This window comes from Streptomyces sp. NPDC017520, from assembly GCF_044329855.1.
Classification (GTDB): Bacteria; Actinomycetota; Actinomycetes; order Streptomycetales; family Streptomycetaceae; genus Streptomyces.
The window spans coordinates 234,084-245,305 of sequence record NZ_JBIRKB010000003.1 but is presented as its reverse complement, the minus strand read 5'-3'; the positions used below and the strand labels follow the sequence as shown (position 1 = coordinate 245,305).

Below are 11,222 nucleotides of genomic sequence, written 5' to 3'. Positions count from 1 at the left end.
ATCTTTCAGATGTGACCAGTGACGTGAAGGAAATTTTCAGCGGCGACTCCCCGCCGGCCCCCGCGGCCCTCGCCGCCAAGGTCCGGACCCTCGCCCCCTCCATGACCCGCTCGATGCAGCTGGTCGCCGAAGCCGTGGCCGGCGACCCCGCAGGGTGCGCCGCCCTCACCGTCACCGGTCTCGCCGAGCTCACCGGCACCAGTGAGGCCACCGTCGTCCGCACCGCGCGGCTCCTCGGCTACCCCGGCTACCGGGATCTGCGCCTCGCGCTGGCCGGCCTCGCCGCGCACCAGGAGTCCGGCCGGGCCCCCGCCGTCACCGCCGACATCGCGGTGGACGACCCGATCGCCGACGTGGTCGCCAAGCTCGCCTACGACGAGCAGCAGACCCTCGCCGACACCGCCGCCGGGCTCGACACCGTCACGCTGGGGGCCGCCGTCGCCGCCGCGTCGACCGCCCGCCGCATCGACGTCTACGGCGTCGGCGCGTCCTCCCTCGTCGGCCAGGACCTGGCGCAGAAGCTGCTCCGGATCGGGCTGATCGCCCACGCCCACATGGACCCGCACCTCGCGGTGACCAACGCCGTGCAGCTGCGCGCCGGCGACGTGGCCATCGCGATCACGCACTCCGGCTCCACCGGCGACGTCATCGAACCGCTGCGGGTCGCCTTCGACCGCGGGGCGACGACGATCGCGATCACCGGACGGCCCGACGGGCCCGTGACGCAGTACGCGGACCACGTGCTGACCACCTCCACCGCGCGCGAGAGCGAGCTGCGCCCCGCCGCCATGTCGAGCCGCACCAGCCAGCTGCTCGTCGTGGACTGCCTGTTCATAGGCGTCGCGCAGCGGACGTACGAGACCGCCGCGCCCGCCCTGGCCGCCTCCTACGAGGCGCTCGCCCACCGCCACAACCCGCGCACCCGCTGACGGCCCCGGCCACGACCGCTGCCAGGGCCCGCACCACCCGTACGCGTACGAGACCGAGAACACCGAGAAAGCTGAGCCGCACCTCATGACCTCCACCACCGACGCGAACACCGACACCCCCGGCGCCACCACCGGTCCCACGAGCCCCACCGGCTCCACCAGCCCCACGGACCCCACCGGCTCCACCGCCCCGACCGGCCCCACCGGCTCCGCCGAGACCTACGGCGAACTCCGCGCCCAGCTGGCCACCCTCACCACCGAGGCGTTCCGCCCCGAGCTGGCCGAGATCGACCGGCAGTCCACGCGGGAGATCGCGCGGATCATGAACGGCGAGGACGCCACCGTCCCGGCCGCCGTCGCCGAGCGGCTGCCGCAGATCGCCGCGGCCATCGACGCCACCGCCGAGCGCATGGCCCGCGGCGGCCGCCTGATCTACGCGGGCGCGGGAACGGCGGGCCGTCTCGGAGTGCTGGACGCCAGCGAGTGCCCGCCCACCTTCAACACCGACCCGTCCGAGGTCATCGGCCTGATCGCGGGCGGCCCCTCCGCCATGGTCACGGCCGTCGAGGGCGCGGAGGACAGCAAGGAGCTGGCCGCCGCCGACCTCGACGGGCTGAAGCTGAGCGCCGACGACACGGTGGTCGGCATCTCCGCCTCCGGCCGCACGCCGTACGCGATCGGCGCCGTCGAGCACGCCCGCGCACAGGGCGCCCTGACCATCGGGCTCTCCTGCAACGCCGGCTCCGCGCTCGGCGCCGCCGCCGAACACGGCCTGGAGGTCGTCACCGGCCCCGAGCTGCTCACCGGCTCGACCCGGCTGAAGGCGGGCACGGCCCAGAAGCTCGTCCTCAACATGATCTCGACGATCACGATGATCCGGCTCGGCAAGACGTACGGGAATCTCATGGTCGACGTCCGCGCCTCCAACGAGAAGCTGCGGGCCCGCTCCCGGCACATCGTCTCCCTGGCCACCGGCGCGTCCGACGCCGAGATCGAGGCCGCGCTCGCCGCCACCGACGGCGAGGTCAAGAACGCGATCCTCGTCATCCTCGGCCAGGTCGACGGCCCCACCGCCGCCACCCGCCTCACCGAGGCGGACGGCCACCTCCGCGCCGCCCTCACGGCCGTACGCACCACCTGACCCGCCCGGGCCGACCCACCCGGGTACTCCGCCCCACCCCCCGCACAGCAAGGCACCAAGCACCATGGCCACAGAAGACAAGAACCGCGCCACCGCCGCCGCGATCCTGCCGCTCGTCGGCGGCGGGGCGAACGTCGCCTCCATCGCCCACTGCATGACCCGGCTCCGCCTCGGTCTGCACGACCGGTCCCTCGTCGACGACGAGGCGCTGAAGGCCCTGCCCGCCGTCATGGGCGTCGTCGAGGACGACACGTACCAGATCGTGCTGGGTCCGGGCACCGTCGCCCGGGTCACCCCGGAGTTCGAGCAGCTGGTCGACGAGGCCCGCGAGACCGCACCGGAACCGGCACCCGCGCCCGGTGCGGCCCCCGTCTCCGCCGAGGAGCTGGCGGCCCAGGGCGCGGCGATCAAGGCCCAGCGGAAGGCGAAGAACGCCACCCCGTTCAAGCTGTTCCTGCGCAAGATCGCCAACATCTTCGTGCCGCTGATCCCGGCGCTCATCGGGTGCGGGATCATCGCGGGCCTCAACGGCCTGCTGGTGAACCTCCAGTGGCTGCCCGCCGTGACACCCGCGCTGGCGGCGATGGCGTCCGGCTTCATGGCGCTGATCGCGGTGTTCGTGGGCTACAACACGGCGAAGGAGTTCGGCGGCACGCCGATCCTGGGCGGTGCGGTGGCGGCGATCATCGTCTTCCCGGGCGTCGCGAACATCGACGCCTTCGGCCAGACGCTCTCCCCGGGCCAGGGCGGTGTGCTCGGCGCGCTGGGCGCGGCGGTCCTCGCCGTGTACGTGGAGAAGTGGTGCCGCCGGTGGGTGCCGGAGGCGCTGGACGTCCTGGTCACCCCGACCCTCACGGTGCTGGTCTCCGGCCTGGTGACGATCTTCGGCCTGATGTACGTGGCGGGCGAGGTGTCCTCCGCGATCGGCACGTTCGCCGACTGGCTGCTGTCCAACGGCGGCGCGGGCGCGGGCTTCGTGCTCGGCGGCCTGTTCCTGCCCCTGGTGATGCTGGGCCTGCACCAGGCGCTGATCCCGATCCACACCACGCTCATCGAGCAGCAGGGCTTCACGGTCCTGCTCCCGATCCTCGCGATGGCCGGTGCGGGCCAGGTGGGCGCGGCCGTGGCCGTCTACTTCCGCCTCCCCCGCAACGAGTCGATCCGCCGCACCATCAAGTCCGCGCTCCCTGCAGGCCTGCTGGGCGTGGGCGAACCGCTGATCTACGGCGTCTCGCTCCCGCTCGGCCGCCCGTTCGTCACGGCGTGCGTCGGCGGCGCGTTCGGCGCGGGCTTCGTCGGCCTGTTCAACCAGCTCGGCGACACGGTCGGCTCGACGGCCATCGGCCCGTCCGGCTGGGCCCTGTTCCCCCTCCTCGACGGCAACCACGGTCTCGCCTCGACGATCGCGATCTACGCGGGCGGCCTGCTCGTCGGCTATGTCGCCGGGTTCGTCGCGACGTACTTCTTCGGCTTCGGCAAGGACCTGCTGGCCGAGTTCAACGTCTCCCAGGAACCGGCCCCGTCCACGGTCGCCGCCACGGGCAACACCCACCCGGCCACACCTCCGGCCACCCCCGCCGGCCCCGACTCCGATAGCGACTCCGGCCCCGACTCCGATTCCGACTCCGGTTCCGACTCCGACTCCGACGGCACGGACCCCGGCGCCTCCCCGGCCAAGGCCCCGGCGGGAGTCTGACCTCGCCCTCGTCCCCTGGCCCCTGGCTCCGGCCCGCCCTCGGTTCTCCCGCCCGTCCCGGCGGGCGGGCCGGGGGCGTCCTGCTACGAGCTTCGGCCAACACTGAACGGCGAGGCCACAAGAATCACGTACTGGTTCGCCTCGGAACGCCGCATCGTGCTTCTCACCGTCTTTCGTAGGACTCGGATGCGAGAGTCGGTCCAGGTGGATCGAGCAGTGCAGGCCCGGGCTCGATGCGAGGCCGAGCAAGGCCCGGCCCACACGACGTACACACGCGGAGAGAGCAGGGAGACCTCATGAACCACAGCCGCTGGAAGCTGAAGCGTGAACAGGGGCTCGCCCCCGGGCTCAGCGAGTCCGAGGAGACCCGCGCCGAGCGCGCGGAAGTCCGGCTCGCCATGGCCTTCGCCAAGGCGGCGTACGACCGCCGTAAGGAACTCGGCCTGTCCCAGAACGATGTCGCCGAGCGCGCGGGACTGACCCAGGCGAAGATCTCCCGCATCGAGGGCGCCGACGCGGTGCCCACCCTGCTCCTGCTCCGGCGGCTGGCGCTCGCCCTGGACGCCTCCCTCAGCATCTCTCTCGACGAGGAACAGGAAGAGGTGGCCTTCGTGGCCCGTACAGCGGCCTGACCGGCGCGGAGCAAGTACCGGACCCGTCCTCTGCACAGGGGCGTCCTGCGGACTACGCCTCAGGGACCGCCCCGCCCCGGTCTCCAGCCCGATACGCCCCAGGGGTCCGCTGGCTAGCGTCTCCCCCATGCGTATAGGACTTCTCGGTACCGGAAATGTCGCCCGCGCCCTGGCCCACGGCTGGCGCGCCGCAGGACACGACGTCCTCCTCGGATCACGTCGGCCCGAAGAACGCACCGGCCTCGGACTGCCCGTCGCCGGCCTCGACGAGACGGCCGCACACGCGGAGGTGCTCGTCAACGCCACTCCTGGCGGGGTCTCCGTGGACCTGCTGCACTCCATCGGATCCCCGGCGCTGGCCGGCACACTGCTGATCGACGTCGGCGTCAGCCTCTCCGACGACTTCAGCGCGCTCACCCACCCCAACAGCAGCCTGGGCGAACTGATCCAGGAGGCGTTCCCACTGACTCACGTCGTCAAGACGCTCTGCACGATGGACTCCACCACCATGACCACCCCGGGCGAACTCACCGAGCCGGGCACGGTGTTCCTCTCCGGCGACGACGCCGAGGCCAAGCGCACCACCGGCCGGCTGCTCACGGACCTCGGGTGGCCGGAGTCCGCCCAGCTCGACATCGGCGGCATCACCACGGCGCGCGGCCAGGAGCACTTCGCGTTCCTCTTCATGGGCATCGCGGGCGGGGTGGGGTCCCACACCTTCAACATCAAGGTGGTCACCCGCCCGTCGGCGGGCGCCCTCCAGCCGGACACCGCCTAGACGGCGGGCCCCGGGAACTCCCCCGTCATCAGCTGCACGTCGAACGGGGACGGCACGGCCAGCGGCTTGCCGAACGGCACCGCGTCCGTGTGCTTGTACGTGCCGTCCTCGTTCGGTTCCGTGAACAACGTGACCATCGGCCCCCGGGTGTCGAACCGGTCGATCAGCAGGTACATCGGGACTCCCGCGCGGGCATACGCGCGGTACTTCTTCGTGCGGTCCTCCCGCGCGTTCCCCCGCGAGGTGATCTCGACGACGAGCAAGGCCTCCGAGGCGTCCATCGGATCGCTGACCTCCGGATCGGCTGCCGCGATCAGCTCGGTCGGCATGACGACCAGATCGGGGACGTACAGCTTGCCGAGCGGGGCGACGTGCACGCCGAGGGTCTGGTAGATCTCCAGGTCCTCGGGCAGCGTCGCGTAGAGCCTGCGCTGCACCTTCGCGGCGATGCCGTTGTGATGCGCGTGCGGCGGTGGTACCAAGACGATCTGCCCCTCGTCGATCTCGGCGCGCCACCCCTCGGGCACGTCCAGTTCACGCCATGTCTGCAGCAGGTAGTCCCACGCGCGCCGATCCGAAGCCTGGCCGTTCTCGACGAACGCTGCGGTCATCGCGGGTCCCTTCTTCCGTGGCCTTGCCGAGGAGGCTAGATCGGGGGTTTCACGGCTGTCCGCCGTTCCTCCCAGCGTCCCACGAACGAGTGGACCGCACAGGAAAACGCGCGGCGACCGTCGGCCACGGGTGGCCCGCGCCCCGCCCCTCCGCCCGGTCGGGGAAGTTCATCGACACCTTCCATGTGTAGGAGAAAAGTAAGCGGGAACCCGAATTTCCGGAGGTTGATCATCATGGTTCCCCTGCTTCTCGTTCTTCTGCTCGCCCTGGTTCTCTTCGGTGTGGGTTTCGCGGTCAAGGCTCTCTGGTGGATAGCCGTGATCGTCCTGGTGCTGTGGCTCATAGGATTCTTCGTCCGTCCCGCCGCGAGCGGCGGCCGACGGGGCCGGTGGTACCGCTGGTAGTCGCTTCTGACCGGCATCCGCCGCTGACCAGCGGCGGATGCCGGTCAGGTGTACGCCCCCCTCCCCCGGGCACACGGAGTTCAGCGGAAATATCGTTCGGTGACAGATCAATGAATTGAACGCCGCACCGCGACACGAATGCGCTGGGCGACTGCGCTCGGCGACTGCGCTGAGCAACTGCGCTGGGCGATCTTCGCGAAAGGAGCCACAATGAGCGACTCTCTGTGGGGTTATCAGCCGTCGAGCGGTCACACCGTGGGCGCCGATCTGACCGGCTATTCGGTCGAGGCCACCGACGGCAGTATCGGAAAGGTCGACAAGTACTCCGACGAGGTGGGTTCGGCCTACCTGCTCGTCGACACCGGAGTCTGGATCTTCGGCAAGGACGTCCTGCTGCCCGCGGGCACGGTGAAGCGCATCGACGCCGAGGAGCGGAAGGTCTACGTCGACCTCACCCGGGAACAGGTCAAGGACTCCCCGGAGTTCGACCGCCACCGGCAGGCCGACGACCCGGGCTACCACGAGCGACTGTCCGCGTACTACCTGGCGTACCGCATCATGTGACCCGGCGTACGCCCCCCGAACGGCGGCGGGCCCGGCCCCGAGGAGGGGTCGGCCCCGCCGCCTCACGTGCGAGCGCGCCACCGTGGTCCGAGGGCCGGCCCTCAGCCCACCAGGTCCGACCAGAACGGCACACGGTCACCGGCCGCCGACGTCTGCCACCGCTCCGCGGCCTCCGGCTCGTCGTCGTCCCACTCCGCGAACTCCAGCTCCACCCACGTCTCCAGGTTCCGCCCGTAGTGGATGGTGTCGCTGCCGACCACCGAGAGCACCGGGCTGCCGTGCGCCGCCACCTCCGGCCACACCTCCGCCGCGCCTCCCGTCCCCCGCGACGGCAGGTACCGGTGCGAGTAGAGCGGGATCAGCCCCGGTACGGAGGCGAGCGCGGCCCGCGCCGCCGCGACGGCCTCCGCCGCGTCCACCGGGCGCGGCCCCCACCGGCCGCCGGGAAGCCAGGAGCCGTTCGCCACTGACAACAGCAGCCCGTCGACCGGCCATTCCAGCCGCTCCCGGATGAGGGCCGGGTCGCCGTCCCGCCAGTCGGTCCACGGGTTCCGCGGGGACTCGCCCTCCTCCGGCGGCTCCGCCCGGCCCACCGGCAGCGCGGCCGCCAGGAAGGCCCGGTGGTCGTCGGGGAACACGATGCCGTACTCCGCCTCGATCCGGTCGAACTCCGCGTCGTCCAGCCCCGGCGCCAACTCGCACACGCCCAGCTCCGCCAGACGGCGTGCCGCCCGCGCTCCCGCCCGTACTCCCTCGTCACCGGTCATCGGGGCAGCCTAAGGGCTGTCCGCCCGGTCGCCGAGCAGGCGGGACTTTCGAAGCATGCCCTGGCGGCCACCCCCGGCCGGCCTCAACGCGGCAGCTGTCCTTCCCTGTTGATCTCCGCCACCCGGGCCCGCAGCACCACCCCCGGTGACGCCGGACGCACCGCCTCCGGCGGGCACTCCCACTCCGGCCCGCCGCCGGGCGGCCGCAGCCGCACGTTCGGCCCGGCGCGGCCCGTCACCCGGCCGACCCGCCCGTCCCGCGCGTCCACGGCGAACCCGCCCGCCTCGGGCGCACCCGGCTCATGCCCCTCATCCGTCATGTCCGCTCTCCTTCTCCGCCAGCACCTCGCACAGCCGCAACGCGGTGTCGATGTTGCAGCGGCCCAGGTCGACCAGGGGCGCCGGTTCGTCACCCGCACACGAGACCGGATCGATCCGCAGGGACGGCAGTTTCACCCCGCACTCCGCAAGCCCTTCCTTCAGCTGCTCCACGACGTCCTCCGCGACCCGCACACGGTCCGCCGCCGCCCTGCGCCGCTCCATCGCTTCCATGCCGCACACCTTCCACTCTGAGTGATGGCCATGCATACCCAGCGTGTCCAACGCGCAGTTGGCCCGGAAGAGGCGCAGTTCTGGCAACCGGCCGCTGCGGAGTGGTCCGGAGAGACCGCAGCGGCCGATGCCGACGGGTGATCAGCCCAGCCCGGAGAAGTAGCCCCAGCCGCCGGTCCCCACCGTCCCCCCGCCGGTCTCCGCAAACGCTGTTCCGCCCGGGTGGAAAACGAGATCGGCGGCCGATGTCGTGGACCAGAGGTCGGCGTGCCCGTCGCCGTCGGCGTCGCCGAGGGACAGCGCCAGCGGGCGTGACGCCCTCGGGAGGTCACCGAGCATCGTGGGGGCGCCCACGGCCTTCGTACCGCTGTCGTAGCTGTACTGCCTGATGCTCCCCGCGGTGTCGCGGGCCCAGATCTCCGCCGTGCCGTCCCCGTTCGTGTCACCGGGGACGAGGACCTCGTGGTCCTTCCACTCCGCCGTACCGATCCTGACGGCGCTGAAGGACAGCCAGCCGCCGTCCGCCGCCACCCGTCCCCGGTGGAGCCAGAGGCCGGTGGCGCTGGTAGCCAGGACGTCGGGGCCTCCGTCCCCGTCGATGTCGCCCGCCGCGACCGGTGAGGCATGGGCCCAGCCGGTCTCGGACACCTTCATCACGACACCCGGTTCGAGGTCGCCCGTACCCGTGTTGCGGTGGAGCAGCAGCTGATCGCCCTTACGGGCGATCACATCCTCGTCACCGTCGCCGTCCCAGTCCCCGCGGTGGCTGACCACCGCGCCGTTCCACTCGGGCCCGCTGCCGATCACGCGCGGGGAGCCGAAGGCGCCCCGGCCGGTCCCGGGGTACAGGCGGAGGGTGTCGTCCTTGCGGACGGCGAGCATGTCGGGGCAGAGGTCACCGGTCAGGTCACCCGGGACCTGCGGGGCGGTCCGCGCCAGCGGCTTCGCCTCCGCCCACACCAGCTTGTGGTCCTCGCCCGGCGTCAGGTCGATGTCGGCGGTCCTGGCCCTCAGCTCCGTGAAGTCCCGGCTGCCGAAGAAGGCGTGGTCGTACTTGAGCCGGTAGGCGAACGGGGCCGCCGCCGCCCAGGCGGTCGGGGCGTTCCTCCCGGCGTCCGCCTCGACGAACGGGCCCGTGCCGCACAGCCCGGCCCGCATCGGCACGAGCGCGGCGTGGCTGGGTATAGCGTTGAAGTCGCCGGTGATCAGGGCAGGCGCACCCGCCGCCCACCGCTCCAGGTTCCCGAGCACCACCGGCGTCCCATTCAACGGCAGCGAGGTAGCCAGATGGGTGCCGCAGGCGAGGGTGGTCCGGCCGCCGACCGGCCCCTTGAGGCACAGCATCCACCGCTGCTGCGGTACGGAGGTCTCGGTGGGGTTGGCGAGGGCCTGGTACGAAGTGAAGTCCGCGGCCACTCCCTTGACGAACAGCGCCTGCCCGAATTTCAGCGAGCTGCCGCCCCACCGCCCGCAGCCCGCGGGCTCCTGCTCGCCGGCCCAGTGCGCGGTGTAGCCGACCAGCACCTTCCGCAGGGCCTCGTACTGGCCCGTGCACATCTCCTGCAGAGCGATCACATCGGCGGGACCACCCTCGGCGTTCATCCGCGAATGGAACTTCGCCGCCCAGGTGTCGGCGCTGTCCACGGTGTTCTGGCAGGTGTGCGCGCCGCACGCGTTGTACGAGACGGTACGCACCGGCGGTGGGGGTGCCGGCTCGGCCACCACCTCGTGCCGGCTGCCCGCCACCATGCCCACGAGCAGAGCCAACCCGACAGTCAACCGGGCTGCCACGCTACCGCGGACTCTTCCTAGAGCTCTCAAGGGTCCCCATCCTCAGATGTGATGATCATGTGAAGCAATGGACGGTCATCGTAGAAGGCCAACGGGTTCCGCCATCCACGCGCACCACGGACCCGCACCCGGCCGGCCCGCACTGCCCCGCCTCCCCGCCTCCCCTGGGAGCGCTCTCAGCCCTGTCGGCGCCCGGCGCTAGGCTGTAGAGAATCCGGCGGCGACACGAGCATGCGCACAGCACCCCGCGCACCCCCACGCACATCCCGCGTTTCGCCGCCCCCGTCGACGACGAGGAGCGACCGCCTTGCCCGAGCAGTCCCCCGGTTCCCGGCCCACCCTGGAAGCCGTCGCGGCACGTGCGGGGGTGTCGCGGGCCACCGCCTCGCGGGTCGTCAACGGGGGCGACGGAGTCCGCAAGCCGCTCGTGGACAAGGTGCTCAAGGCGGTCGACGAGCTGGGCTACATCCCGAACCACGCGGCCAGGACCCTGGTGACCCGGCGGACGGGGGCGGTGGCCGTCGTCATCGCGGAGCCGGAGATACGGATCTTCTCCGACCCCTTCTTCTCCCAGCAGATCAGGGGCATCAGCAAGGAGCTGACCGCCCACGACACCCAGCTCGTCCTGCTGCTGGTGGAGGGCCCCGGAGACTTCGACCGGATCGCCCGCTATCTGTCCGGCGGGCACGTCGACGGGGCGCTCGCGTTCTCGCTGCACACCGACGACCCGCTGCCCGCGATCACCCGGCGGGCGGGGATTCCCACGGTGTACGGGGGCCGGCCCAGCTGGACCGCCGGCCCCGGGGACCAGGCCGTCTCGTACGTGGACGCGGACAACCGGGGCGGCGCGCGGGTGGCCGTGCGGTATCTCAAGGACCTGGGGCGGGAGCGGATCGCGCACATCGGCGGACCGCCCGACCAGACCTCGGCGGTGGACCGCCTCGACGGCTACCGGGACGTCCTACTGGACGTGGACCCGACGCTTGTCGCCCAGGGTGCGTTCACCGTGGAGAGCGGGGCCCGGGCGATGGCGGAGCTGCTGGAGCGGCGGCCCGACCTGGACGCGGTGTTCGCCGCCAACGACCTGATGGCGTCGGGTGCGTTGCGTGTGCTGCGGGAGCGCGGCGTGGCCGTGCCGGAGCAGGTGGCGATCGTCGGGTTCGACGACATGGACTCGGTGGCCGGGACCACCGATCCGCCGCTGACCACGGTCAACCAGGACATCGAGGGGCAGGGCCGGCTGATGGCCCGCCTGCTGCTGCGCGGCCTGGACCGGGCCCGTACGGGCAACGGCCCGGCGCCCGACTCGGTGATCACCCCGACGACACTGGTGCGACGGGCCTCGGCCTGACCGCC

Annotated in this window: 13 protein-coding genes; 8 read left to right on the top strand and 5 right to left on the bottom strand. The window is 71.9% G+C overall.

From position 1 onward, the window contains the following. Positions 1-11 precede the first annotated feature (11 nt). The 5 genes from ACH4KB_RS08920 (at position 12) to ACH4KB_RS08900 (ending at position 5,176) form a co-directional block, all read left to right on the top strand. On the top strand, positions 12-929 hold the full coding sequence (locus tag ACH4KB_RS08920) for a MurR/RpiR family transcriptional regulator (RefSeq protein ID WP_398065084.1): 918 nt from the start codon (positions 12-14) through the stop codon (positions 927-929). An 85-nt stretch (positions 930-1,014) separates the two neighbouring features. Continuing rightward, positions 1,015-2,070 (top strand): N-acetylmuramic acid 6-phosphate etherase, encoded by a 1,056-nt coding sequence (gene murQ / locus ACH4KB_RS08915; RefSeq protein ID WP_398065082.1) that lies wholly within the window; start codon positions 1,015-1,017, stop codon positions 2,068-2,070. A gap of 64 nt (positions 2,071-2,134) precedes the next feature. Further along, on the top strand, positions 2,135-3,766 hold the full coding sequence (locus tag ACH4KB_RS08910) for a PTS transporter subunit EIIC (RefSeq protein WP_398065080.1): 1,632 nt from the start codon (positions 2,135-2,137) through the stop codon (positions 3,764-3,766). Positions 3,767-4,062: 296 nt separating this feature from the next. Then, positions 4,063-4,398, top strand: coding sequence for a helix-turn-helix domain-containing protein (locus ACH4KB_RS08905; RefSeq protein ID WP_398065078.1), 336 nt, complete (start codon positions 4,063-4,065; stop codon positions 4,396-4,398). A gap of 127 nt (positions 4,399-4,525) precedes the next feature. Continuing rightward, the gene (locus tag ACH4KB_RS08900; protein ID WP_398065076.1) at positions 4,526-5,176 is read left to right on the top strand and encodes an NADPH-dependent F420 reductase; all 651 of its coding nucleotides are present in this window, start codon (positions 4,526-4,528) and stop codon (positions 5,174-5,176) included. On the opposite strand, the gene ACH4KB_RS08895 is transcribed toward ACH4KB_RS08900, so the two are convergent. Beyond that, positions 5,173-5,787 (bottom strand): Uma2 family endonuclease, encoded by a 615-nt coding sequence (locus ACH4KB_RS08895; protein ID WP_398065075.1) that lies wholly within the window; start codon positions 5,785-5,787, stop codon positions 5,173-5,175. The two genes, ACH4KB_RS08900 and ACH4KB_RS08895, sit on opposite strands and share 4 nt — an antisense overlap. A 234-nt stretch (positions 5,788-6,021) precedes the next feature. Between ACH4KB_RS08895 and ACH4KB_RS08890 the strand changes: the two genes are divergently transcribed. Both ACH4KB_RS08890 and ACH4KB_RS08885 read left to right on the top strand, forming a co-directional pair. Next, positions 6,022-6,192 (top strand): DUF5670 family protein, encoded by a 171-nt coding sequence (locus ACH4KB_RS08890; protein WP_047178003.1) that lies wholly within the window; start codon positions 6,022-6,024, stop codon positions 6,190-6,192. Positions 6,193-6,402: 210 nt separating this feature from the next. Further along, the gene (locus tag ACH4KB_RS08885; RefSeq protein WP_398065073.1) at positions 6,403-6,756 is read left to right on the top strand and encodes a PRC-barrel domain-containing protein; all 354 of its coding nucleotides are present in this window, start codon (positions 6,403-6,405) and stop codon (positions 6,754-6,756) included. Positions 6,757-6,857: 101 nt separating this feature from the next. Here ACH4KB_RS08885 and ACH4KB_RS08880 read toward each other — a convergent pair whose 3' ends face one another. From ACH4KB_RS08880 to ACH4KB_RS08865, 4 genes are all read right to left on the bottom strand, one after another. Further along, positions 6,858-7,523: a hypothetical protein gene (locus tag ACH4KB_RS08880; RefSeq protein ID WP_398065071.1), complete on the bottom strand. Its 666-nt coding sequence runs from the start codon at positions 7,521-7,523 to the stop codon at positions 6,858-6,860. Positions 7,524-7,606: 83 nt separating this feature from the next. Beyond that, positions 7,607-7,843, bottom strand: a complete 237-nt coding sequence (locus ACH4KB_RS08875) for a hypothetical protein (protein WP_398065069.1) — start codon at positions 7,841-7,843, stop codon at positions 7,607-7,609. Further along, complete coding sequence (locus ACH4KB_RS08870) at positions 7,833-8,075, bottom strand: hypothetical protein (RefSeq protein WP_398065068.1); 243 nt, start codon at positions 8,073-8,075, stop codon at positions 7,833-7,835. The genes ACH4KB_RS08875 and ACH4KB_RS08870 overlap by 11 nt, the downstream gene beginning before the upstream one ends. A 141-nt stretch (positions 8,076-8,216) precedes the next feature. Continuing rightward, entirely contained in the window at positions 8,217-9,842 is a 1,626-nt protein-coding gene (locus ACH4KB_RS08865) for an endonuclease/exonuclease/phosphatase family protein (protein ID WP_398065066.1), read from the bottom strand. Between the two features lie 331 nt (positions 9,843-10,173). On the opposite strand from ACH4KB_RS08865, the gene ACH4KB_RS08860 reads away from it, so the two are divergent. Further along, complete coding sequence (locus ACH4KB_RS08860; RefSeq protein ID WP_398065064.1) at positions 10,174-11,217, top strand: LacI family DNA-binding transcriptional regulator; 1,044 nt, start codon at positions 10,174-10,176, stop codon at positions 11,215-11,217. Positions 11,218-11,222: the final 5 nt, after the last annotated feature.

Bases quoted from the DNA above. Each gene is read 5' to 3' on its own strand.
- ACH4KB_RS08910 (WP_398065080.1), top strand. From the start codon at position 2,135: ATGGCCACAGAAGACAAGAACCGCGCCACCGCCGCCGCGATCCTGCCG.
- ACH4KB_RS08875 (WP_398065069.1), bottom strand. From the start codon at position 7,843: ATGACGGATGAGGGGCATGAGCCGGGTGCGCCCGAGGCGGGCGGGTTC.
- ACH4KB_RS08895 (WP_398065075.1), bottom strand. From the start codon at position 5,787: ATGACCGCAGCGTTCGTCGAGAACGGCCAGGCTTCGGATCGGCGCGCG.
- ACH4KB_RS08900 (WP_398065076.1), top strand. From the start codon at position 4,526: ATGCGTATAGGACTTCTCGGTACCGGAAATGTCGCCCGCGCCCTGGCC.
- murQ (WP_398065082.1), top strand. From the start codon at position 1,015: ATGACCTCCACCACCGACGCGAACACCGACACCCCCGGCGCCACCACC.
- ACH4KB_RS08870 (WP_398065068.1), bottom strand. From the start codon at position 8,075: ATGGAAGCGATGGAGCGGCGCAGGGCGGCGGCGGACCGTGTGCGGGTC.
- ACH4KB_RS08890 (WP_047178003.1), top strand. From the start codon at position 6,022: ATGGTTCCCCTGCTTCTCGTTCTTCTGCTCGCCCTGGTTCTCTTCGGT.
- ACH4KB_RS08880 (WP_398065071.1), bottom strand. From the start codon at position 7,523: ATGACCGGTGACGAGGGAGTACGGGCGGGAGCGCGGGCGGCACGCCGT.
- ACH4KB_RS08905 (WP_398065078.1), top strand. From the start codon at position 4,063: ATGAACCACAGCCGCTGGAAGCTGAAGCGTGAACAGGGGCTCGCCCCC.
- ACH4KB_RS08885 (WP_398065073.1), top strand. From the start codon at position 6,403: ATGAGCGACTCTCTGTGGGGTTATCAGCCGTCGAGCGGTCACACCGTG.